Origin of the sequence: Mycobacterium sp. Root135 (assembly GCF_001426545.1) — a bacterium.
Lineage (GTDB): Bacteria > Actinomycetota > Actinomycetes > Mycobacteriales > Mycobacteriaceae > Mycobacterium.
Genome location: NZ_LMEZ01000004.1, coordinates 603,970 through 628,047 on the forward strand (window position 1 = coordinate 603,970; position 24,078 = coordinate 628,047).

17 protein-coding genes are annotated in these 24,078 nt (G+C 67.6%); 6 read left to right on the forward strand and 11 right to left on the reverse strand.

Annotation, left to right across the window (positions count from 1 at the left end; genetic code table 11):
* Positions 1-18 precede the first annotated feature (18 nt).
* The 6 genes from ASD37_RS10635 to ttfA are packed head-to-tail and all read right to left on the reverse strand — an operon-like array spanning position 19 to position 6,334.
* Positions 19-1,974, reverse strand: coding sequence for an acetoacetate--CoA ligase (locus ASD37_RS10635; protein ID WP_156720826.1), 1,956 nt, complete (start codon positions 1,972-1,974; stop codon positions 19-21).
* Between the two features lie 14 nt (positions 1,975-1,988).
* Complete coding sequence (locus ASD37_RS10640; protein ID WP_056550900.1) at positions 1,989-3,134, reverse strand: glycoside hydrolase family 76 protein; 1,146 nt, start codon at positions 3,132-3,134, stop codon at positions 1,989-1,991.
* A 45-nt stretch (positions 3,135-3,179) separates the two neighbouring features.
* Positions 3,180-3,881 (reverse strand): TrmH family RNA methyltransferase, encoded by a 702-nt coding sequence (locus ASD37_RS10645; protein WP_156720827.1) that lies wholly within the window; start codon positions 3,879-3,881, stop codon positions 3,180-3,182.
* Complete coding sequence (locus ASD37_RS10650) at positions 3,826-4,725, reverse strand: hypothetical protein (RefSeq protein WP_056550902.1); 900 nt, start codon at positions 4,723-4,725, stop codon at positions 3,826-3,828. The genes ASD37_RS10645 and ASD37_RS10650 overlap by 56 nt, the downstream gene beginning before the upstream one ends.
* Positions 4,726-5,502: an SDR family oxidoreductase gene (locus ASD37_RS10655; protein WP_056550903.1), complete on the reverse strand. Its 777-nt coding sequence runs from the start codon at positions 5,500-5,502 to the stop codon at positions 4,726-4,728. It lies immediately after the preceding gene.
* 25 nt (positions 5,503-5,527) lie between these two features.
* Positions 5,528-6,334 (reverse strand): trehalose monomycolate transport factor TtfA, encoded by an 807-nt coding sequence (gene ttfA / locus ASD37_RS10660; protein WP_056550904.1) that lies wholly within the window; start codon positions 6,332-6,334, stop codon positions 5,528-5,530.
* Between the two features lie 109 nt (positions 6,335-6,443).
* Here ttfA and ASD37_RS10665 point away from each other — a divergent pair, with 109 nt between their 5' ends.
* A complete protein-coding gene (locus ASD37_RS10665) occupies positions 6,444-7,121 on the forward strand; it encodes an SDR family oxidoreductase (RefSeq protein WP_056550905.1) in 678 nt (225 codons plus the stop codon).
* 70 nt (positions 7,122-7,191) lie between these two features.
* Here ASD37_RS10665 and clpB read toward each other — a convergent pair whose 3' ends face one another.
* The 3 genes from clpB to ASD37_RS10680 form a co-directional block, all read right to left on the reverse strand.
* Positions 7,192-9,738 carry an ATP-dependent chaperone ClpB gene (gene clpB / locus ASD37_RS10670; RefSeq protein ID WP_056550906.1) on the reverse strand — a complete coding sequence of 849 codons (2,547 nt, stop codon included), beginning with the start codon at positions 9,736-9,738 and terminating at the stop codon, positions 7,192-7,194.
* Positions 9,739-9,820: 82 nt separating this feature from the next.
* Positions 9,821-12,130, reverse strand: coding sequence for a bifunctional diguanylate cyclase/phosphodiesterase (locus ASD37_RS10675; RefSeq protein WP_162253255.1), 2,310 nt, complete (start codon positions 12,128-12,130; stop codon positions 9,821-9,823).
* Positions 12,131-12,170: 40 nt separating this feature from the next.
* Positions 12,171-13,118, reverse strand: coding sequence for a hypothetical protein (locus ASD37_RS10680; protein WP_056550908.1), 948 nt, complete (start codon positions 13,116-13,118; stop codon positions 12,171-12,173).
* Between the two features lie 121 nt (positions 13,119-13,239).
* Between ASD37_RS10680 and ASD37_RS10685 the strand changes: the two genes are divergently transcribed.
* The 3 genes from ASD37_RS10685 to ASD37_RS10695 are packed head-to-tail and all read left to right on the forward strand — an operon-like array spanning position 13,240 to position 17,761.
* Complete coding sequence (locus ASD37_RS10685) at positions 13,240-14,067, forward strand: xanthine dehydrogenase family protein subunit M (RefSeq protein WP_056550909.1); 828 nt, start codon at positions 13,240-13,242, stop codon at positions 14,065-14,067.
* Positions 14,064-16,781, forward strand: a complete 2,718-nt coding sequence (locus tag ASD37_RS10690; RefSeq protein WP_056550910.1) for a molybdopterin-dependent oxidoreductase — start codon at positions 14,064-14,066, stop codon at positions 16,779-16,781. The genes ASD37_RS10685 and ASD37_RS10690 overlap by 4 nt, the downstream gene beginning before the upstream one ends.
* A gap of 8 nt (positions 16,782-16,789) precedes the next feature.
* Entirely contained in the window at positions 16,790-17,761 is a 972-nt protein-coding gene (locus ASD37_RS10695) for an antibiotic biosynthesis monooxygenase (protein WP_056551065.1), read from the forward strand.
* On the opposite strand, the gene ASD37_RS10700 is transcribed toward ASD37_RS10695, so the two are convergent.
* Both ASD37_RS10700 and ASD37_RS10705 read right to left on the reverse strand, forming a co-directional pair.
* Complete coding sequence (locus ASD37_RS10700) at positions 17,742-18,887, reverse strand: AI-2E family transporter (RefSeq protein WP_056550911.1); 1,146 nt, start codon at positions 18,885-18,887, stop codon at positions 17,742-17,744. The genes ASD37_RS10695 and ASD37_RS10700 overlap by 20 nt on opposite strands.
* 45 nt (positions 18,888-18,932) lie before the next feature.
* Positions 18,933-22,106 carry a multicopper oxidase domain-containing protein gene (locus tag ASD37_RS10705; RefSeq protein ID WP_056550912.1) on the reverse strand — a complete coding sequence of 1,058 codons (3,174 nt, stop codon included), beginning with the start codon at positions 22,104-22,106 and terminating at the stop codon, positions 18,933-18,935.
* 122 nt (positions 22,107-22,228) lie between these two features.
* Here ASD37_RS10705 and ASD37_RS10710 point away from each other — a divergent pair, with 122 nt between their 5' ends.
* Together ASD37_RS10710 and ASD37_RS10715 are read left to right on the forward strand one after the other, a co-directional pair.
* A complete protein-coding gene (locus tag ASD37_RS10710) occupies positions 22,229-22,879 on the forward strand; it encodes a GAP family protein (protein WP_056550913.1) in 651 nt (216 codons plus the stop codon).
* Positions 22,880-22,908: 29 nt separating this feature from the next.
* Positions 22,909-24,075, forward strand: a complete 1,167-nt coding sequence (locus tag ASD37_RS10715) for an FAD-binding oxidoreductase (protein WP_056550914.1) — start codon at positions 22,909-22,911, stop codon at positions 24,073-24,075.
* Positions 24,076-24,078: the final 3 nt, after the last annotated feature.

Here is a 24,078-nt window from a genome sequence, read left to right on the forward strand (position 1 = left end):
GGTCGGGCGCCTCCAGCGTCACGTCCTCGCGTGCTCCTCGAACTCGGCGAGCAACTCGGGGCGGTCCACCGCACTGGGGGTGAGGACGTCAGAGGGCTTGGCGCCCAACAAAATGCGCTTGATCGGAATCTCGAGCCGCTTGCCGGTCATCGTGCGCGGGATGCCGGGCACCGCGATGACGTCGTCGGGGACGTGGCGGGGCGACGCGCCGGTGCGGACGGCCTCGACGATTCGCGCGCGGAGATCTTCGCCGAAGTCCACGCCGTCGGCGCAGGCGACGAACAACGGCATCCAGTACCCGCCGTCGTCGAGCTCGACGCCGACCACCAGGCAGTCCTGGATCTCGGCCATACCCTCGACCGCGTCGTAGATTTCGGCGCTGCCCATCCTGACCCCGCCCCTGTTGAGGGTGGCATCCGAACGGCCGTGCACCACAACGGAATTACGCTCGGTAACGGTGATCCAGTCACCGTGACACCACACCCCGGGGTACTTGTCGAAATACGCCCCGCGGTACTTCTCGCCGTCGGGATCGTTCCAGAAGAACACCGGCATCGACGGCATCGGCTTGGTCACCACCAGCTCACCGGCCTCCTCGGTGACCGACCGACCGCCGTCACCCCAGGCCTCGGCCGCGACGCCGAGGCAGATCGCGTTCAGCTCACCCGCGCGGACCGGCACCAGCGGAGTTCCTCCGATGAACGCGGTGACGACGTCGGTGCCGCCGCTCATCGAGAACACGGGAACCGCCCTACCGATGCCCTCTTGCAACCAGCGAAAACCGCTGGCCGGCAACGGCGAACCCGTCGACCCGACCGCTCGCAGTGATTCGAGCGGATGGTCCTTGCCGGGAGTCAGCTCCTCCTTGGCGCAGGCCAGCCAGTATCCGGCGCCTGCACCGACCACCGTCACACGGTGGTCGGCGACCAGTTTCCAGAGGTAGCCCGTGTGACCGAACGTTGGGCTTCCGTCGTACAGCACGATCGTGGACCCGACGAGCAACCCCGACACCAGGAGGTTCCACATCATCCAGCTGGTGCTGGACTGCCAGAGGAAGCGGTCTTCGGGTTTCAGATCCAGTTGCAGGCTCAGGTATTTCACGTGCTCGATCAGCACGCCCCCGTGGCCGTGCACGATGCCCTTCGGCGTGCCCGTGGTGCCAGAGGAGAACAGCACCCACAGCGGGTGGTCGAACGGAAGGGGCTCGACGTCGAGTTCTGTGTCGGCACCGCGGGCGAGCACCTCGGCCCAGGGGGTCACCCCGTCCACGGGTTCCCCGAGTCGTGGTACCAGCACCGTGGCCACCAAAGTGGGCAGCTGAGAACGGATCTCGGTCAGCTCGTCATGTCGGTTGCGGCGCTTGCCCGCGTACACAGAACCGTCACTGGCCACCAGCACCTTCGGCTCGAGTTGCCCGAGTCGGGCGACGACGCCTCCGACGGCGAGATCCTGATTGCACACCGCCCAGGTGGCTCCGACGCTGGCTGCGCCCAGAAACGCGACGACGGCCTCGCCGATGTTGGGCAGGTAGCCGACCACACGGTCACCAGGCACCACGCCGACGCTTCGCAGGTACGCCGCGAACGCCGCGGTCTCGGCACGCAGTCGTGCCCACGACCACTCCGTCGAACCGTCCTCGCCTGCCACCACCATCGCGGGCCGGTCCTCGGTGGCATGACGGAAGATCTGGGTGACGTAGTTCAGTTTTGCACCCGGAAACCACTGTGCGCCAGGCATTTCGGAACTGGTGAGCGCGGCCGTCGGCGGCGTCGTCGCCTGAATCTCGAAGTAGTGCCACACCGCGTCCCAGAACCAGTCGAGATCGTCGACGGACGCCGTCCACAGCGAGTGGTAGTCGGCGAACTCTCCCCGCCCGGTCTTGGCCAGCCAGGCGATGAAGGTCGTCAGGTTGGCGTCGTCGACGGTTTGTTGGTCGGGGGTCCACGATCCGGACAGCTGGTCTGCGGCGGTCACTGCGAAAGACCTTCCTACTCAGTTGGTTCGGGCACGTCCAAGAGGAGTTGGCCGTCGGGCGTCTCGTCGGCGACCGTGTGCGCGGCCTCCATCAACATCCATCCCGACACCTGCACGGACATGTCCCGCTCGGGGATCTCCGAGGCGTTGACCGCGCCGTCTTTCGCCTGCGCGTCCGCTCCGGCAGCATTCGGCATCTCGGCACTGCGGTCCCAGAACGCTCCGAACAGGGGCAAACCGTCGACGTTCTGCCGGAAGTCCCAGGCCGACTGCGCCGACTTGAGCACCAACTCCCTTGCGGTGGCGCGCGCCGCGGTGTCCTCGGGCGAGTCCTCCGGCAGTTGGTTTGCCGCCAGCGCCAGGTAGCGCGCGAGAATTCCGTTGAAGAGGCCGCCGTCTCCCCCACCCGCGCCCTGGATGACGCCGCCGGGCGCCATGTTGTCGGCGACCGCGTCGATCAGTCGACGGGCGCGTTCGGAATGCCTGGCGTCCTGGGTGCGAACGGCGAGTTCGACCTCGAGCCCGAGCACGACGCCCTGGCAGTAGGTGTATTGCGCACGCACCAGCGAGCCGCCCTTGATTCCGTCGAACACCAGGTGGGTGTCGGGGTCGACCAGCGTCTCGTCGATCCAGTCGGACATCTGCTGCGCACGACGCAACCGGTCATAGCGCGCGAGGAAGATGCCCGCAGGCCCGTTGGCGGGGGCGTTGAAGAACTGATCCTGCTTGCGCCAGGGGATGCCGCCGCCGTCCTCGGGCACCCAGGCGTTGAGGAACTGGTTGGCCAACTTGTCGAGCGCCTTGGGTCGCTCGATGCCGACCTGGCTTCCCGCCCGTTCCAAAGCCAGTGCGAGCCATGCCATGTCGTCGTAGTAGTCGTTGGTCCACTTCCACGTGTTGCGCCAGTGCTGGCCCTTGATCTGGCGCTCGATCGTCGCCTTGCGCTCTGGCTGAGGGTCGCGGGTCTGAGCGTCGACGAGGCATTCGAGCAGGTGTGCCTGCCACCAGTAGTGCCACGTCCCGAACGACAGGCTCTTCTTGGTCGGCGGCCAGGACACCACGCCGAGCTGGGTACCGGGCAGCTGCCAGAGTTTCCGGTAGTGCCGTTTGGCGATCGCGGCTTCTGCACTGGCCGCGCGATTGGCCCACAGCTGATCCATTGAATCTTCCCGTCGCTTCGCTCGCCTGGTGGTTTTCATCCTGCCCTACCAGGCGCGCGATGTGTCGGCATGCGTCGCGATCCAGGCGTGCATCGCGATGCCCGCCGCCACCGCGGCGTTCACGCTTCGCGTGGAACCGAACTGAGCGATGGAGACTGTGAGGGTGGCGCCGCTCTGTGCGTCGTCGGTGATACCGGGCCCCTCCTGCCCGAAGATCAGCAGGCAGTTGCGCGGCAGTCGGGTGTGCTCGAGGCGCACGGCTCCGGGCACGTTGTCCACCGCGACCACCTCAAGGCCCTCCTCGGCGGCGTAGTCGAGCAACTCGGCGGTGGTCGCGTGGTGGCGAAGGCGTTGATAGCGGTCGGTGACCATGGCGCCGCGGCGGTTCCACCGACGCCTGCCGACGATGTGGACGGTGTCGACGGCGAACGCGTTGGCGGTGCGGACGACGGCGCCGATGTTGGCGTCGTTGCCGAAGTTCTCGATGGCGATGTGGAGAGGATGCCGCCGGTGGTCGATGTCGGCGATGATGGCCTCGCGGGTCCAGTACCGGTACGCGTCGACGACGTTGCGAGTGTCGCCGTCGCGCAACAGGTCTCGGTCGTAGCGTGGATCGTCGGGCAGCGGCCCTTCCCAAGGCCCGACGCCGGGGGCCGTTCCCCACTCCGTCGGACCGGGCAGCGTCGGGCCCTCAGTCACGGGTGGTCCACAGCGCGGCGTGCGTGCCGACCACGGCGACCGTCGCATAGAGCAGGGCCTGGTTGATCTCGCCCTGTGTGCACAGCGAGCCTCGCACCGACACCGCGTCCAACGACGAGTCGGGCAGCACCAGCAGCGACGCACCGTAGACCGAGCACGCGTACGACAGCCCCTTGCCGGGCAGTGTCGGCGTCACCTGCACCATCAGCGGGCCTCCGCGCCGGATCGACTCGTCGCGGTAGCGCGACGCCAGCCCGCTGATGTCGAGGCCGAGCAGCATGTAGCCGTTGCCGTTGAACGCCGTCGGCTCGCCGAGCGCGGTAGGCATCAGTTGCGATCCGGTGGCGTCGAACGCGTCGACGCTCGTGGACCTCAGCACCAAGCCGGTGTCGGTGTCACTGGTGGGGCTCAGCCCCACCGGGAACGACGCCGGGTAGGCGGCGATGGTGCCGGGGATGCGGTCCTGCGGCGAATACACGTACACCCCGCGCACCTGGGTCTGATCGCGAAGCGGCCCCAAACAGACCGTCCCGGAAAGCTTGTCGGGATCCGGCGAGACGGCGGGCTGCAGGCTCAGCGTCGTCACGTTCGAGCAGCTGCCGACTGCGGTGCTCTCGATAGGGTGGGCCAGCGCACCGTAGAGACCGAACCGCAGGGAGTCGGCCTTCGCGTGCTGACCGCCGGCCATCGACGGTGAGGCGTCGACGTCGACGAGGACGTAGTCGCCGTCGAAACGGAGGTTGGACGCCGATATGTTCCACCCGAGGACGGCCAGCGATTCTCCGATGGCCGCACCCTGGGTGGCGTACGGGCTCGGCTCCGGGTCATCCGAACAGGAGACGAGGGCGACGCCGACGACCAGTGCCATCAGCGCCGCGATGAGTGGACGCACTCAGGTACGTCCCCGGCCGCGGCCAACGACCTTGGTCGCCGCCCGCACCAGGCTTCGCGGCACGATGCGCCCGGCCGTGGTGAGCGCCTTGTACTGGAGCCCGGGGACGATGACCACCTCGCCCTTCGCCACGGCGGACAGGCAGTCGCGCACGACGTCGTCCACCTCCAGCCACAGGAACGACGGCGTGCCCTCCATGTCGATGCCTGCGCGTTCGTGGAACTCGGTGCGGACGAAACCCGGGCACAGCGCATGCACGCCGACGCCCGTGCCACCCAGACCGTTGGCCAGGCCCTCGGAGAACGAGATGACCCACGCCTTGGACGCGGAGTAGGTCGACCCCCGGCCCGGAAGCAGACCCGCGACGCTGGCCACGTTGATCACGCTGCCCGCGCCCGAGGCCAACATGGGTGGCAGCGCGGCCCTGGTCAAGTGCATGACGGCGGTGACGTTGACGTCCAGTTGCGCTTGGAGCTTGTCCGGGTCGGCGGTCCAGAACTCACCCGAGGTGCCAAAGCCGGCGTTGTTCACCAGAATTCGCACACCGACTGCGAGTCGGTCGGCCACCTTCAGTCGGTCGGCGGCCAGCGCCAGGTCGGCGGGCAGCACTTCGACGTCGACTCCGGTGTCGGCACGCAGTTCGGCGGCGAGGCGCTCCAGTCGTTCGACGTCGCGGGCCACCAGCACCAGGTCGTGTCCGTCGACGGCGTATTGGCGGGCGAAGCCCAGGCCCAGTCCCGACGTCGGTCCGGTGATCAGTGCAACGGGTCGTGGCATGCCGACAGGTTACGCGGGAGGGACTCTAACGCTGATAGTGAGGCGACTGACGCCCGTTGCGCACCGGGGGACGCTGTTGGGTGTAGCGGCCGACGTCACCACGGTTGGGCGGGGCATCGGTGCGGCCAGCGGGCAACTCGGCGGGACGCGGGGCGACCGGACGGCTCGGCGAACCGCCGCGCCTGGCGATGGCCTGACCGGCGACGCCGCTCTGTCCCGGCTGCGGGATGGGCGGCAGTACGCGAAGCAGGTCGTTGAACTGCCGGACGACGAGCAGCCCTTCGTCCCACTGGGCGCGGGTGCTGGTGACCGGCATGCTGACGAGCGTCCAGTGCTGCTCGTTCCACATGATCTCGGCGCAGTCGGGCGCGGCGTGGGCGAAGGTCACCATGCGGCGGTCGCAGGCCCGGCGGGCGGCGTCGAGGTTGGTGGAGTACACCATCCGCGGGCCGATGGCGCCGAGCAGCCAGATGTCGCTCTCGCGGGGTTCCTTGATGTCCTTGAGCCGGACGTCGACCACGACGTTCGTCCCGACCTTGCGGTGCAGGGCGATGACGGTGGCGACGTCCTCGAGGTCGAAGATGTAGACGGCCTCGCCGCGAATCTGTCCGAGGACGACGTTCTTGGCAGGCACGTCGCCGACGGTGGACATCACGCCGCGCTTCCAGCGGTCGACGATCTCGGTCGACTCGGGTTCGAAGTCGAACCCATGCGACTTCGCCCACGACTTACGGCGCCGGCCAAGCCCGCGGCGTTTGTCGAGGTCGATGTACAACAACACGGCCGCACCCACGAAACAGAGTGCGGACAGTGTGAACCAAAGCGGGACCATTGCGCCCTAGCCTACTGGTTGGTACCGGTTTCGCCCGAACTCGTGTTGATCACAAACCGGTCACGCCTCGTGGGCGCCGTTCACCTGGGAGGTCACGCAGACTGGTCGGGTGAGCGAACTCTCCGGCAAGGCCTTCCTCGTCGTCGGCGCTACCGGAGCCCTTGGCTCCCGGATCGCGCGGCTGCTGGCCGACCGGGGGTCCGACGTGACCGTCAGCGGCCGGTCGGCCGACGCCCTGGCGGCACTCGACATCGACGGCGCCCACGCCGTGGCCGCCGATCTGCGCGAACCCGACGCCCCGCGGTCGATCGTCGCCGCCGCGGTCGAGCGGCACGGACGGCTCGACGGCCTGGTGATCGCCGCCGGCGTGGTGGCCTTCGGCGCACTGACCGAGGTCGACGACGACACGGTGGACGACCTGCTGCTGGTCGACTTCCTTGCTCCGCTGCGGCTCATCCGCGCCGCGCTGCCCGTACTGGAACGCGACGGTGTGATCCTCGGCATCAGTGCCGTGGTGGCGGAGAAGCCGATGGCCAACATGGCCGCTTACTCGGCAGCGAAGGCCGCGACGGCGGCGTTGTTCACCGCCGTGCGCGCCGAGGCGCGGCGGCGCAAGGTCCGCGTCGTCGACGTCCGTCCGCCGCACACCGAGACCGGGTTGGCCGGTCGCGCGATCGCGGGCGATCCGCCCAAGCTGCCAGCCGGGCTAAACCCCGACGACGTCGCGGCGCGCATCGTCGAGGCGCTGCTGGGCACGGAGACCGACGTCCCAAGTACCGCTTTCTAGCCGCGAACAGACACAAATGGCCCTCATTCGCGTGGAATGAGGGCCATTTGTGTCTGGTCGCGGGGGGAACTCAGCCCAAAATCAGGCCTTCGCCGTCCGCGGTGACGTTCACCGGCACCACGTCGCCGTCGTGCACCTCACCCGCCAGCAGTTGCTTGGCGAGCTGGTCGCCGATCGAGTGCTGAACCAGTCTGCGCAGTGGACGCGCCCCGTAGAGCGGGTCAAAGCCACGGTCCGCGAGCCACTGCTTGGCCGGCAGGGACACCTCGAGGGTCAGCCGACGCTGAGCCAGCCGCCGCTGCAGCTGCTCGAGCTGGATGTCGACGATGCGCACCAGCTCGTCGGGCTGCAACGAGTCGAAGATCAGCACGTCGTCGAGACGGTTGATGAACTCCGGCTTGAACGCGCGACGGACCGCGTCCATCACCTGCTCGTTGCTGCCGCCGGCACCGAGGTTGGACGTCAGGATGAGGATGGTGTTGCGGAAGTCGACCGTGCGGCCCTGACCATCGGTCAGCCTGCCCTCGTCGAGCACGGCAAGCAGCACGTCGAAGACGTCCGGGTGGGCCTTCTCGACCTCGTCGAACAGCACCACGGTGTACGGGCGTCGCCGCACCGCCTCGGTCAGCTGACCGCCCTGTTCGTAGCCGACATAGCCGGGAGGCGCACCGACGAGGCGGGCAGAGGAGTGCTTCTCGCCGTACTCGCTCATGTCGATGCGGACCATCGCCCGCTCGTCGTCGAACAGGAAGTCCGCCAACGCCTTGGCCAGCTCGGTCTTGCCGACACCGGTCGGGCCGAGGAACAGGAACGAACCCGTCGGCCGGTTGGGATCGGCGACGCCAGCCCTGGAACGACGGACCGCATCGGATACGGCCTGGACGGCCTTCTTCTGCCCGACGACGCGCTTGCCGAGCTCGTCCTCCATGCGAAGCAGCTTGGCGGTTTCGCCTTCGAGCAGGCGACCGGCGGGGATGCCGGTCCAGGCCGCGACGACGTCGGCGATGTCGTCGGGTCCGACCTCTTCCTTGAGCATGACGTTGGCCTGCGCCTGAGCCTGCGGGAGCGCAGCGTCGAGCTTCTTCTCGACCTCGGGGATGCGGCCGTACCGCAGCTCGGCGGCCTTGGCCAGGTCGCCGTCGCGTTCGGCGCGTTCGGACTCACCGCGCAGGTGATCCAACTGCTCCTTGAGGTCGCGGACGATGTCGATGGCGCCCTTCTCGTTCTGCCACCTCGTGGTCAGCTCCGACAACTTCTCCTTGTGATCGGCCAGCTCGGCGCGCAGCTTGTCCAGTCGATCGACTGACGCCGCGTCGGTTTCCTTGGCCAGCGCCATCTCCTCGATCTCGAGGCGGCGCACCAGGCGTTCCACCTCGTCGATCTCGACGGGACGGGAGTCGATCTCCATCCGCAGCCGGGAACCGGCCTCGTCGACCAGGTCGATGGCCTTGTCGGGGAGGAAGCGGCTGGTGATGTAGCGGTCGGACAGCGTGGCCGCGGCGACCAGAGCGGAGTCGGTGATCCGCACACCGTGGTGCACCTCGTAGCGGTCCTTGAGTCCGCGCAGGATGCCAATGGTGTCGTCGACCGAGGGTTCGCCGACGAACACCTGTTGGAAGCGCCGCTCGAGGGCCGCGTCCTTCTCGATGTACTTGCGGTACTCCTCGAGCGTGGTGGCGCCGACCATGCGGAGCTCGCCACGGGCCAGCATGGGCTTGATCATGTTGCCTGCGTCCATCGCGCCCTCACCGCTGGCACCGGCGCCGACGATGGTGTGCAACTCGTCGATGAACGTGATGACCTGGCCTGCCGAGTTCTTGATGTCGTCGAGCACAGCCTTGAGCCGCTCCTCGAACTCACCGCGGAACTTCGCGCCCGCGACCATCGAACCAAGGTCCAGGGAGACGACGGTCTTGTTGCGCAGGCTCTCCGGGACGTCGCCGGCGATGATGCGCTGGGCGAGGCCTTCGACGATCGCAGTCTTGCCGACGCCGGGTTCGCCAATGAGCACCGGGTTGTTCTTGGTGCGGCGACTCAGCACCTGGACGACGCGACGAATCTCGTTGTCGCGCCCGATGACTGGGTCGAGCTTGCCTTCGCGGGCGGCGGCGGTCAGGTCGGTGGAGTACTTCTCCAGCGCCTGGTAGGTGCCCTCGGGGTCGGGGCTGGTGACGCGGGCACTGCCACGCACCTTGGTGAACGCCTCACGTAGCGCCTGCGGAGATGCGCCTGCGCCGCTGAGGAGCTTGGCGACGTCGGAGTCGCCCGTGGCGAGACCGACGAGCAGGTGTTCGGTGGAGACGTATTCGTCGTCCATCTCACCGGCCAGTTGCTGCGCGGCGGTGACCGCCGAGAGCGACTCACGCGACAGGTTGGGCGTCGAATTGGCGCCGCTGGCCTTGGGCAGGCGTTCGACGAGGTTGGTGGCCCCGGTCCGAATGATCGCGGGATCAACGCCGACGGCCTCGAGTAGGGGTGCTGCGATGCCGTCGCTCTGTGCGAGCAGCGCCGCCAGCAAGTGAGCGGGCCGAATCTCGGGGTTGCCTGCGGCGCTGGCCGCCTGCAGTGCCGAACTCAACGCCGCCTGGGTCTTCGTGGTCGGGTTGAACGAGTCCACGACACCTCCATTTCTGTCAGGGAAAGATGTTTCTCGGGTAGTTCAACGCCGTCAAGGTTGAGTCTGTTCCACTCAACTCTATCTAGTGTGCCGACGCGATCATTTCGCCGTCGACGCTCGCCAACGTCTCGAGCAACTCAGTCGCCGTGACCGGCCGGCTGAAGAGGTATCCCTGCGCCAAATCGCACCCGTAAGTCCTGAGCTGGTCGGCGATCTCCACCGTCTCGACACCCTCCGCGACGCACGTCACCCCTAGGTCGTGGGCGAGGTCGATCACCGCCCGCACGATCGAGGCGGCCCGGTCGTCCTCGACGATGGGCATGACGAACCGCTGGTCGAGCTTGACCTCGTCGACCGGCAACTCCCGCAGGTAGTACAAACCGCTGAACCCACTGCCGAAGTCGTCGATCGACACGCGGATGCCACTCTCGCGCAGTCGCTCCAGCACGTCGCGAGCGCGCTCCAGATCCTCGATGACCAGGTCCTCGGTGATCTCCAACGTCAGCTCGGTGGGTGCCATCCCGTGGTCGGCGAGTGCGGCCGTCAACTTCTCGGGAAGGTCGGCGTCGTCGAACGACGGGGCGAAGAGGTTGACCGCGACGGGGACCGTGCGGCCGGCCAAGCGCCACTGCGCCGCGTCCGCGAACACCAGGTCGAACACCAACTCGGTCATGGCCTCGGTCAAGTCGTGTCGCCGGACCAGGGGAAGGAACTCGTCTGGGGTCAACAGACCGTGCTCGGGGTGGTGCCACCGGACCAACGCCTCGACCCCCGTGCCCACCTGTCCGTCGGCCCGCAGGTCGACCTTCGGTTGGTACACCATCGACAGCTCGCCGCGCGCGATTGCCTGGCGCAGATCGCCGAGCAGCCCGAGTCGGGGCGCGTCGTCCTCGACCGCCAGACGGCTCATCGGTCCCGTATCCGACGCAAAGGTCGCCATCCCGGAGCCCCTGGTGCGTTTGGCCGCGTACATCGCCAGGTCGGACTGCTTGAGCAGCACGTCGGCCTGAAGGTCGCTGCGGGCCGGAGCGACGGACAGCCCGACGCTGGGCCGGATGGGCAGCAGGTGGCCGTCGACGATGAAGGGTTCGTCGAACGCGTCGACGACGCGTTGCGCGACGACGTCGGGAGACTCCCGCCCCTTCTCGATCAGGATCGCGAACTCGTCGCCACCGAGCCGGGCGACGGTGTCACCGCTGCGCACCGCGCCCACGATCCGCGCCGCGACCTCGGCCAGCAGCACGTCACCCGCGGCATGTCCGAGCCCGTCGTTCACCAGCTTGAAGTCGTCCAGGTCGAGTGTGACGACCGCGAGCACCCCGAACAGTTCGCGTCTATGGAGCTCCACGGCATGTTCGAGCCGGTCGGTGAACAGGGACCGATTGGCCAACCCCGTCAGCGGATCCCTCAGCGCCTGTTCGGCCACGGCGGCGAAGAGGCGCTGGTGCGAGCCCATCACCAGGAACTGCCGGAAGAGCACCGTGACCACCAGCACGACGGACACCGACAGCACGACGACCGATGCGGGTTTGGCGAGATCGACGACCACGACGACCCCCGCGATCGTCAGCGGTACGTACGGCAACCACAGGATGTCGTTGACCGGGAGGGGTCTGGCGCGTTGCGGGCGACAGCCGGCCAGTGCGGCCATCCCGACCACCACCAGCGAGGTTGCCCAGCCAAGGTCGAGTAGGTCTCCCCTGCTGCGGCCACTGTTGGCGACCAGGTGATACAGCACGTCGTTCGAGATGGACATCAGCACGATGCCCACCGTCAACAACGCCACCGACATCCGAGCGGCGCCCTTCGCCCGAATGACGACCAAAACTCCGATGGTGATGGCGACGAGGTCGAGGATCGGATAGGCCAACCTGACCCCCAGCATCACCGGATCGATGCGGCCGGCGTCGAACAGCGCGCGCAGGACGACGATCCAGGCGATCAGGAACAGCGACCCCAAGACGACGAGCCCGTCGGAGACCAATCGCATGGTCGACGGTCCGGCAGGCCCGGCGGGCAGCAGCAGCAGCGCCACGCACGTCACGATCGGGAAGACGACGAAACCGGCGTCGAACACCGAGGCGAAGGTCACCGCGACGACGCCCAAAGGCGAATGCACGTCAGAGCCGGCGATGGCGGCCATCCACGCGGCCGCGCCGACACCCACCAATATCCAGGCCGCCCGCGCCCGTCCCCGGTTCGCCACGGCCGCGATACAGGCGCACACCAGCGCGAACACGCCGAAGACGACGAACGCCACATGGCTCACGACGCGCTCCACTTCTGGGCCGCACGCCTCCCCCAGGAACCGATGACAGCTGAGCCAGACCGCGAAGACGACCCACAGCAGAACACCGACCAGTGCGGCGCGCCGCGGGGCTAGCAAAGTCACTCGCCGCCCTCTCAGCCGATTCGACGCAGTTCGAGCATGGTCAATCCACATAGTCCCAGAACTGCAGCCACTTTACCGACGCGAACACGGCCAACGTCACGACGTAGAGCGCGACGACGGTCGCGCCGCCGATCACGCTGACCCTCCGACCGGCGCCGTCGACCGGATCCAGCCACCTACGGAACGGGCGCGTGACGGCGGGCATCAGCCACCACTGCAGGGCCGACACGCTGACGACCTGGCTGACCCACAGCGCCAACCAGGGCTCTGCACCGACCGCGTCGAGCATTGGGCCGAAGAACCTCGACAGCACCATCACGGTGGGATAGAGGACGAGGAGCACCAACATCGCCGACTTCCAATTCGGCGTCATCACCGTCTTGCCGTTGCTGGTGCGCACGGTGGTGCCCAACGGGGTGGTGCTGGACATCGTCGAGAAGTCCTTCAGGAGCGTGGACCGCAACGACGGCAGGGCCTCCGCACGCTGGCGTGAGCCGAGCCACGCGGCGAGCAGCCTGTCGGTACGAAAACGGATGAGCGACAACCACTCTCCGGGTGCCGACGTCGGCACCACCACGGTCCCCTCGTACCCGGGGAACCGAGCGCTCACGTCGACGAGCGCGGCCTGCGCGGACGTGAACTCGTCGACCCGACCGGTGAGCACGCTGTGCCGGAAGACGCCGACCCCGGCGGGGGTCGGCTCGTCGTCGGCGATCACCAGATCCGATGACGCCCGGCGAATTCCGACAACCGCGCCGTCGGCGAGGAGTGCGGCCCACGCCGGCCCGTCGAGCCATTCGCACAGCTGCTCCTCGTGGGCGAAGGTGACCGCCACTGCCAGCTCGAGGCGCTCGTCGACGTGCGCCGAGACGAACAATCCGACGAAGCCGTTTAGCCGGTCGCAACCAGCCCGCACCGCCGCCAGCCACCCGTCCAGTGCGGGGGCCTCGACCGGGCGGTGCAGCACGGTCACGGCGATCGCTGTCACCGGGACCTCCTCGGGTGGCGTGGTTGCTGGGGGTTGAGTCGCCGCCCTGAACGTAGACCGCGAGGAAGGAACTCGCTCGAAGACCTACAGTCGAACAGTTCGATCGACTAGGGGGAACTGCGTGGACATCAGCACGGTCACGGACGTCATCCGAAATCCGCCCGCCGTCCCTGGCCCGGTGTGGCGGCCCGGCGACGCATGGTTGGCCGGCGGCACCTGGCTCTTCTCCGACTCGCAACCCGATCTTCGACGCCTCATCGACCTCGCGCCACTGGGCTGGAACTCACTCGAGGTGACCGCCGACGGTCTCGACGTCGGCGCGATGTGCACCATCGGGGACCTCTACGCGCTCACCGCGCCCGCGGAGTGGGCCGCCGCACCGCTGCTGCACACCAGCTGTGAAGCGTTCCTGGCGTCGTTCAAGGTCTGGAACTCCGCGACCGTCGGCGGCAACATCTGCATGGCCCTTCCCGCGGGCCCGATGATCACGATGACGGTGGCGCTGGACGCGACCTACGAGCTGTGGTCGACGACGGGCTCCGAGCGGACCGTCGACGCGGTCGACTTCGTCACCGGCAACCATTCGACGGTCCTTCGACCCGGAGAATTGTTGCGCAGCATCCACATACCGGTGAGCGCGCTACACAAGCGCCATGCCCACCGCCGCTTCACCCTCACCAAGATGGGCCGGTCGACGATCTTCATGGTGGGGACCCAAAGCCCGGGAACCGACGACCTGACACTGACACTGACGGCGGGCACCACGCACCCGATCCGGCTGACGTTCGACACGATGCCGTCGGCCGACGCCGTGGCGGACGCAGTCGACGCGATCGGCGCCGACGTGTGGTTCGACGATCCCAACGGCAGCCCCGGTCACCGCAAGCACTTGGCGCGGCACTACGCCGAGGAAATCCGCACCGAACTCAGCACGGGAGCTCACCGATGACCTACACCGTGAACGGCGAGACCGTCGATGCCGAGCCCGACCCAGGCCAGTGCCTGAGGACCTTCGTCCGGTCACTCGGCGTGCACGGCGTCAAGAAGGGTTGCGACGCAGGCGATTGCGGTGCGTGCACCGTGTGGCTCGACGGCGCTCCGGTGCACAGCTGCATCACCCCTGCCTTCCGCGCAGACGGCCGAGAAGTCACCACCATCGAGGGCCTCGGCACCCCTGGGAACCTGCACCCCATGCAGGAGCAGTTCCGCAAGGCACCCGGCTTCCAATGTGGATTCTGCACCGCGGGCATGATCATGACCGCCGCGACGTTCACCGACGAGCAGAAGAAGGATCTCCCCCGCGCGCTGAAGGGAAACCTGTGCCGCTGCACGGGTTACCGCGCCATCGAGGATGCGGTCAACGGCGTCACGGCCATCGAGGAGGCCAAGCCCGGACAGGCCGTCGGCACCAGCGTCGGCGCGCCCGCCGCCACCGGCGTCGTGACGGGGACTGTCGACTTCACCATGGACACCACCATGGAGGGCATGCTGCACCTCAAGGTGCTGCACTCCCCCCACGCGCACGCCAGGATCGTGTCGATCGACACGTCGGGCGCAATGGAAGTTCCTGGTGTGCAACGGGTTTACACGTGGGAGGACGTCCCGCGGAGGCGCTACAGCACCGCCATCCACACCGACCACCTCGTCGACCCCGACGACACGTACATGCTCGACAACGTCGTGCGCTTTGCCGGCCAGCGCGTGGTGGCCGTGCTCGCCGACTCCGTGCGGGCCGCAGAGGAGGGCTGCCGTCGGGTCGTGGTGCAGTACCAGGTGCTGCCCGCGGTGTTCGACCCCGAGGAGGCGATGCGCGACGGCGCCCCCCAACTGCACAGCTACGACGACCCGTTCGCCCATGACAAGGCACACAACGTGCTGCTCGAACTGCACGGCGAAATAGGCGAATTCGACGCGGGTTTGGCCGAGGCCGACGTAATCCACGAGGCCACCTACTTCTCACCCCGGGTCCAGCACGCGCATCTGGAGACCCACGGTTCCATCGCGTGGATGGAGGACGGCCGACTCAACGTCCGCACGGCGTCGCAGTCCCCGTCGATCGCCAAGCTCAAGCTGGCTTACCTGTTCAACCTGCGGCCAGATCAGTTGCGGGTGTTCTGCACCCGCGTCGGCGGCGGCTTCGGCGGCAAGCAGGAACTGATCTCGGAGGACCTGCCCGCCCTGGCGACACTCGACACCGGAAGGCCGGTGTCGTGGGAGTTCACCAGGGAGGAGGAGTTCACCACCGCGTCGCCCCGGCACCCGATGAAGGTCACGGTCACCCTCGGCGCCAAGGCCGACGGCACGCTGACCGCGTTCGGCTACCGCAACGTCTCCAACACCGGCGCCTACGGCAACCACGGTGGCGAGACCCTGTTCGCGGCCGGCGCCGCGATCGCGCTATACCGTTGTCCCAACAAGAAGTTCGACGCCTGGTCGGTCTACACGAACACCGTTCCCAGTGGTGCGCTGCGCGGCTACGGCATGACGCAGCCCGGGTACGCCGTCGAGTGCGCCATCCACGAACTGGCGGTCAAGCTCGGCCTCGACCCTGCCGAACTCCGACGCCGCAACGTCGTCCGACCCGGTGACGCCCTGCTGGCACTGGCCGAGCACGCCGACGACGTGGAGTTCACCGAGGACGGCATCATCGAGTGCGTCGACCTGGTCGACGAGGCCCTGCGCCGTGACGACAGCGGGCGCGACCTCGGCGAGGACTGGCTCGTGGGGGCGGGTTCCGCGGCGTCCTTGCACGAGACCGCACCTCCGACCGAACACCTCTCCGACGCGTGGGCGACGCTGCGTGCCGACGGGACGTACGAAATCGCGGTCGGGACGGTGGAATTCGGTGAGGGCACCTCGACGGTGCACGTGCAGATCGCCGCGACGAACCTGGGCACCACGCCGGATCGAATCCATCTCGTGCAGTCCGACACCGACAAGACGGGGTTCGACACCGGCGCGTTCGCCAGCGCGGGGATGTTCGTCGCGGGCAACGCGGTGAACTACGCGTCGACGGCGCTGCGCAATCGCATCCTCGGCTTCGCCGCACGCCACACCGGCGTCCCGCTGGCCGACTGCGCTCTGGACGACGACGCCGTGGTGTGCGGCGGCACCCGGGTCTCGTTGGCCGAGCTCCTGAAGGCCGCCTCGGCCCGCGGCATCCGTTTCACCGAGTCGCGCAAGGCATACGGGTCGCCCCGCAGCGTCACGTCCAACAGCCACGGCTTTCGGATCGCCGTGCATCGGGTCACCGGCGAGATCCGCATCCTCTACAGCGTGCACGCCACCGACGCAGGCGTGGTCATCAACCCGGCCCAGACGCGGGGGCAGGTCGACGGCGGCGTCGCGATGGGCATCGGCTTCGCGCTGACCGAGAACTTCGGCGTCGACGACGCGGGCGTGATGACCAACCCGAGCCTGCGCAACTACCGCATCCCGACCTACGCCGACGTGCCCCGCACGGAGCTGCTGTTCGTGGAATCCTCTGACTCCGTTGGCCCGATGAAGGCCAAGGGCATGGCGGAGTGTTGCATCAACCCCGTCGCGCCGGCGTTGGCCAACGCGCTGGAGGACGCGACCGGGGTGCGGTTCCGCGACCTCCCCCTGACCCCCGAACGAATCTACGACCGGCTGCCGTCGGCTCGCCCGATCCCCGTCGCGTGAGCGACGCCATGGACACCCGCAAGTCGACGGACACGGCGGCCACCGTCATCATCGGCCAGAAGGTACGGCCCGGCTGCGAGCGGGATTTCGAAGAGTGGCAGCTCAACGTGAACTCCCGCGCCGCGGTCTACCCGGGATTCCTTGGCGCCGAGGTCAACCCGCCGACCGCGGTGCAGCCCGACTGGGTGGTCGTATACCGCTTCGATTCCATTGCCCACGTGCAGGCGTGGATCAACAGCGCCACCCGCCAGGAACTGCTGGCCGATGGTGCCAGCTACCTCGACGGCCCCGGCACGCAGCAGGTGATCAGCGGCGGCGCCCGCCCCAGCGATCCCCTGGTCACCGTCGTGGTGACGCACCGCGTGAGCCCGGACAACGTCGCCGACTTCCTGGCCTGGCAGGATCGACTTCGCCTGGCGGAGAGCATGTTCGAGGGATTCCGGGGTACCGAGGTGTTCCGTCCCGTCGAGGGCATTCAGGACGAGTGGACCACCCTCTACCGCTTCGAGAGCGAGGCGGATCTGGAGAAGTGGTTGGTCTCCGATCAACGCAGGCAGCTGCTCGCCGAAGGCGAGAAGTTCGCCGACTTCCACTCGCGCACCGTCGACAACTCGTTCGGCAGCTGGTTTGCCTTCGACGACAAGGGCCGAGAGGCGCCACCACCCTCGGACGTCAAGACCTCGCTTGCGGTCTGGATGGGCCTCTACCCCACCGTGGTCGTCCTGACGCTCGCCCTGTCGCCGCTACACATGCCGCTGTGGCTCGGCATGTTGGTCGGAAACCTGTTGTCCAGCTTCGCCATGAGCTTTCTGGCGATGCCGTACTACGTGAATCCCGTGCTCAGACGCTGGCTGCGTCCCACGTCAGCGGCTTCGGCGGCACGTGAGAATCGGCGTGGCCTCGCGTTGTTGTTCGGCCTCAACGCGTTCTGGGTGGTGGTCTTCTACCTTGCGACGCAAGTCATTTGGCATCTGCCGTGACGGGTTCTTCGTCGTCGTCTACTAACTCGTCCTCGGGAGTGTCGTCTTCCTGCGGCGTCTCGCCGGCCCGTTTACCCACCTGTTCGCCGTAGTACCGGATGATCGCCGCCCCGGTGGCCGCGACCGGCACGGCCAAGAAGGCGCCGATGATGCCGAAGATCGTGCTGCCCAAGGTCACCGCGAGCAGCACGATCACCGCGTGCAGCTTCATCGACTTCGCCTGCAACCACGGCTGAAGCACGTTGCCCTCGAGTTGCTGAACGGCCAAGATCAGCCCCAGCACGATCAGGGCGTTGACCGGTCCGTTGGACACCAGCGCGATCAGCACGGCGAGACCGCCGGCAACGAACGCACCGACGATGGGGACGAACCCGCCGATGAAGGTGACGATGGCCAGCGCGTAGGCCAACGGCACCCCGAGGATCACCAAGCCGACGCCGATCAGCACCGCGTCGACCAGGCTTACCAGGGCCTGGGTGCGGATGAAGCCGCCGAGGGTCGACCAGCAGCGGCTCAGCACCTCGGCGAGGTGCGGCGCGGCGGGCATGCCGACGCTTCGTCGAAGCCAGGGGATGAAGTCCGGGCCGTCCTTCAGCAGGAAGAACGTCACGACGATCGCGGTGAACAGGGTGATGAGTGCCGACGCTGCCGCGCCGACGCCGGTGAACAACCCCGAGGCGATCTGTGCGCTGCTGGAGTTCAACCAGTCGTTGACGGCCGCGACGCCCGAGTTGAGCTGTGCTTCGCTGACGTTCAGTGGCGGTCCGTCGAGCCAGTTCCGCACCTGGACGACGCCTGCCTGAGCCTGATCGGCAAGCTCGACCGACTGCTCGAAGATGGCCGGCGCGACGGCCGCGATCAGGGCGGCGACGACCCCCACCGCGAGGAGGAGCACCAGCAGTACCGCGGCGGCCGGGGGCACGCCCTTCTCACGGAGCCACCGCACCGGCGGCCACAGCGCCGTGCATACGATCAGCGCCAGCACCACCGGCAGGATGATCACCCAGGCCTTGCCCACCACCCAGCCGAGCACCCACAGGGCGGCGACCACGGCAATGAACTGCACCGCGGCGGTCCCGCCCCGGCGCAGATGGGCAGCGTAGATCGAACCGCGGGTGGGGGCCATGCCAAAAGCCTTACCCACTATCGCCCGATCGTCACCCGGCGCAGGTCAACGCCCGCCAAGGGGTGCGGCACCGCCCGCCGGCATCGGAATCGTCGCGATCAGCTTCGGGTCGACGGTCGTCGCCTCGGGGGAGGTGCGCTCCAGCGTGTACTTGCGGACTTCGACCCCTGTCGGCGTCACCCCGCCCACCAGTACGTCCGCGCCGCTGGTGGTGCTGGTCGTGGCGACCGTGACACCCGCCCCGGGGAACGGGTCGAACGACGCGATCTGGGCGTAGGTGGCGTTCTCCTCGTGGTGGTTCGGGTTGTCCAGGTAGACGTCCGGCTGCCCGTCGAGGAGCGACCCCGTCGACCACGCCCGCACCGTGCCGGCGCCGGCGAGCTGGCTGGTCATGATGCTCTTTGCGCCACCTTGGGCGCCGGCCACCCAGCCCGTCGAGAGGCCGACGCCACCCTGGTAGGCGTCGTCGTAGGCCATGAACTGCGCCGTCATCCGCGGATCGGTCCGGCCGCCCGCCGAATGTTCCTGCGTCGCAGTGCCGTTGGCACGCGCCCTGGCGGTCGGTTCGTAGAGGTCGTACCGGAACGTCTTGATGAGCGGTGCCTCGCCTGCACCAGGCGCCGTGACGATGCTCTCCCGACCGGAGCCCATTTCGACCATGCCGGTCGCCAGCGTCACCCCGGATTCGGAGCCGGGGTACGGCGTGAACGCGGAGAACACGTCGGGCGCCTTGCCCGATTCGCTCGGCACGGTGGACGAGAAGACCTTGATCTGCGACTCCATCCCCGGCCCCGAGCCCACGATGATGTTGTCGGCCCGCGCATTTCCGTCGATGTCGGCGCCTGCGACCGTCACCCCGCCGGTGAAGTTCTCGTCGAAGGGCGCGAAGCGGGTGAGTTCGGTCTTGAACACGCCGTCGGTGGTGTCGTTGCCGTCATAGGCGACCACCTGGGGAGACACCCCCTTGCCGGTGCCGACGACGAGGTCGAGCACTCCGTCGCCGTTGACGTCGGCCATCGCGACCGACGGGACTCCCTCGAAGTTGGGGAACGGGACGACGGTCTGCACGACCTTGTCGCCGTTGCCATCCCGGACTTGAACCGTCGCGGGCTTGCCGTTGGATCCGGGTGTGGCCACCGCGTAGGTCGACACCTCCGGGATGACGTTGATGGTGGCCATCAGCCCGTTGTCCTCGTGGTTTAGGCGGTGACAATGGATCACGTACGTTCCCGGGAACTCGAGGAACTCCTGGCGCAGCGTCAGCTTCGCCGGGGTGGTCACGACGTGCATGTCGTTGAAGATCGGGGCGGGAACGTTGACGTTGTCGACGCCCCACGGTTCGACGCCCGTCGTCCCCCGATTCGGGTCGTCGATCTCCATCACCTGAAAGTCGTTGACGTGGATGTGCATTGGATGCGCATCGTTGTTCTGGTTGGTGATCGTCCACTCCTCGACGGAGTTGAGCCGGGGCTGAATCAGCGGGACGTTAGGAAATCCGGCGGGCTCGAACATGTAGATGACGGCCTTGGGATCGTTGTGGCTGGCCTTGTCGCCGCCGATCGTGTCGGTGATCGTCATCGCCCGTCGCACGGCGGGCGTCATCACCGAGGTGTCCACGAATGACGTGTAGGCACCGAGGTTTTGGCCCGGCTCGAAGGCCGTGGTCCGGCCAGGGCCACTGGTGTCCTGCGTCGCGCGGATCAACGTCTGCGTAGGGAAGACGAAGAAGCCGTCGGCGAAGCTGAGGTACTTGGGGTCGACGGTGAGCGTGCCGAGGACCGCGGGCGTGTTCTTGGTGCCGTTGTTGGTGTACACCACACCGGGGAGCACGAGCGGCTTGGCCTCGGGGTTCGGCGGGAACTCCAGAACCAGGTCGCCTTCGGCAGGCATCGTCACGGCGATCGCATAGCGCGACCCTGGCGGAACGCTCAGCGTCGTCCCGTCTCCGAAGACGGGCCGCTGCACCTGCGTGTACGGGTTGCCGTCCTGACCGACGATGGCGAACTTCGGATGCTTGCCCGTGGCGGTCTCGGTCAGTCGGACCGTCATGTACCCGATGTCGCTGATGTTGGCCACCGACCAGATCTCCGTCTGCCCCGGCTTGATCTTCAACTCGGGCTGAAACTGGCCGTTGACGGTGAACTGCACGTCACGCTCGTTGTCGGGCAGTGCCTTGTTCTCGGGGATCTTGAGCGTCGGGCTGTCGAAGCTCATCAGGTTCTGCGGGATGAACTGGGTCTGGCCGCGATTGTTGTGGGGTGACAGTGGGCCGGCCCACCACGCGGTCAAGTACTGCGAGCCCTTGCTGGTGTCGGCGATGTTGACCGGCGCCAGGCTCGGTTGATAAGTGCCGTCGGCCAATTCGTTGCCCTTGGGAGGCGTCAGGGTGCTGACGAATTGCGGCCAGGCGTAGTTGTTGAGCTGGTGTCCGCCGCCCTTGCGGTCGAACACGTAGTTGTACTGAAGTGCCATGTTGCGCATGGGAATGTCGTTCTGCGTGACCAGCGGCAGATTGCCGTCGGGGCGGCCGATCTCCAACAGCCCGGCCAGGCCGGCGTAGGTCTGCTGGGTCGTCATCGTGTGACGGTGGCTGTGGTACCAGTACAACCCGTTGGGCATGTTGGCGGGCACGTCATAGGTGTAGGTGTTGCCCATGCCCGCCGGGATCGACAGCAGCACGTTGTCGGCGTTGCCCGAGGGGCTGACGTGCAGGCCGTGGGTGTGTAGGTTCAGCGGCGCCTCGGTCAGCGTCGGGGGGTAGATGGGCACCTCGCCGCCCTTGGGCGTGAATGCCGGATCGTAGAAGTCCTTGACCGTCAGGCCCTGAAGGTCGTTGTCGTAGTGCACGATCAGACGCTCGCCCGGGTCGACCCGAAGAGTCGGCGCGGGATAGAGGTTGTCCCCCTTGGTCGAGCCGTCCGAACTGCTGCCCTTGATCAGGTCGAAGCCGAACACCAGGAAGTTCGAGACCGGTTCTTTGACGGTGTCGAGGTTGACGGTGCCCTGGTGCGCCGACAGCCGCACCTCGAGCACGCCGTCCTTGCTCCGCAGCCGGACCGGCTCGTGGAACGGCGCCGGTTTGCCGTCGGGCCCGGCGTTGACCCCGGCCGGCGGGTTGGTGGAGACCGCCTGCGAGCTCTTCGAGCAGCTGGTCAGCATGGCAGTCATCGACACCACCACCAGCAACGCGACAACCGACGTAACGCGACGGACCCTCATGACGTTTCCCCCCGGTCTCGCCCGAAACGTCCGTCGGGGCTGAGCGGCAGCGTACAACCGCGCAACCGCACCGCACGACATTTGGGCACGACGCCTGCCCGAGCTTTGCTACCTTTACCGCGATGCTGGCCGAACTGATCCCCCTCGCGCTGGTGGTGGCCCTGTCACCACTTTCGATCATTCCTGGGGTGCTGGTGCTGCATTCGCCCCGGCCGAGGCCGACGGGGCTCGCGTTCCTGGCCGGGTGGATCGTCGGGCTGGCCGTGGTGACGCAGGCCTTCGTCGAGGTGTCGAACGTCCTCGGCGGCGGTCTGGACAAGCCACCCAGCTGGGCGTCCTGGGTACGCATCGTCGCCGGCGCCGCCCTGATCGTCTTCGGCGCCTACAAGTGGGTGACCCGTGGACGCTCCGACCATTCGCCGAAGTGGATGAGCAGCTTCGCAAAGATCACCCCGCGCAAGGCGTTGGTCACCGCGCTCGTCCTGGTCGTGGCGAATCCGAAGGTGTTGTTCATGTGTGCCGCAGCGGGTCTGGCGATCGGCACCGAGGGTTTGGGCCGCAAGGGGGCCGCACTTGGCGTCCTCTTCTACGTCGCCATGGCCGCCTCCACGGTGGCGCTGCCCGTGCTGGCGTACGCGGTGTCCGGTGACCGGCTGCATCAGCCACTGACCCGGCTGAAGGACTGGATGGAAGCCCAACACGCCGCCCTCGTCGCGGGCATCCTGATCGTCCTGGGCCTGTTGGTGCTCTACAAGGGCCTCCACGGACTCTGATCCCGAGCCCGCCCCTACACTCGAACGGCGTGGGACTCGACGACCGTGACGCGCTGGCGACGCTGCGCGCCGCGTTCGATCCCCAGGCCGGTTCGAATGAGCTGATCCACCGCTTCTACACCCGCTGGTTCGCCGTCGACGCCGAGGTGCGGGACCTGTTCCCACCGGACCTGAGCAGGCAGCGCACCGTGTTCGCCGAAGCCATGACGTGGCTGTTCGGCGAGCTGATCGCCCAGCGCGCCGACGAGCCCGTGGCCTTCCTCGCTCAGCTGGGTCGCGATCACCGCAAATACGGTGTCATGCAACGACATTACGATTCCATGCAGGACGCGTTGCTCACCACGCTGCGCAGCCACCTGATCGACCGATGGGACGACCGGCTGGCCGATGCCACGCTCCAGGCCGTCACGTTGATCGTCGGGATCATGCGCGGCGCGGCCGACGCCGAGCAAGGTCCGCCCTTCGTCGACGGCGGCGTCGTCGAACACATTCGCGCCACCCGCGACGTGTCGGTGATCCGGTTGCAACTCGACGAGCCGCTGCACTTCCACGCGGGCCAGTACGTGACGGTGCAGGTGCCGCAGTGGCCGCGCCGCTGGCGGTTTCTGAGCCCCTCGATTCCCGCCGACCGCGGCGGCGCCATCGAGTTCCACGTGCGTTCGGTGATGGGCGGCATGGTGAGCAGCGCCATCGTCGGCGAGACGAAGCCCGGTGACCGGTGGCGGCTGTCCAACCCGCTCGGCGCGATGCACGTCGACCGCGACGGCGGGGACGTGCTGATGGTGGCGGGTGGAACCGGACTGGCTCCGCTGCGGTCGATCATCATGAATCTCGCACAGTGGGGCCAGAATCCGCGGGTGCACCTGTTCTTCGGCGCCAGGTACCCCTGCGACCTGTACGACCTCCGGACGCTATGGCAGGTCGCGTCGACCAATCCGTGGTTGTCGGTGACCCCGGTCTCGGAGTACTCCACCAACCCGCCGTGGGCGGCCGACTATCCCGACGTCGAACCTCCCCGCGGGCTACACGTGCGCCAGGTCGGCACCCTTCCCGAGGTGGTGACCCGCTACGGCGGCTGGAGCGATCGGCAGATCCTGGTCTGCGGCGGACCGGGGATGGTCGCGGCGACCACGGCGGCCCTGATCGCGAAGGGTGCCGATCCACGTCGCATCCAACACGATCCACTTGCCAGTTGAGCG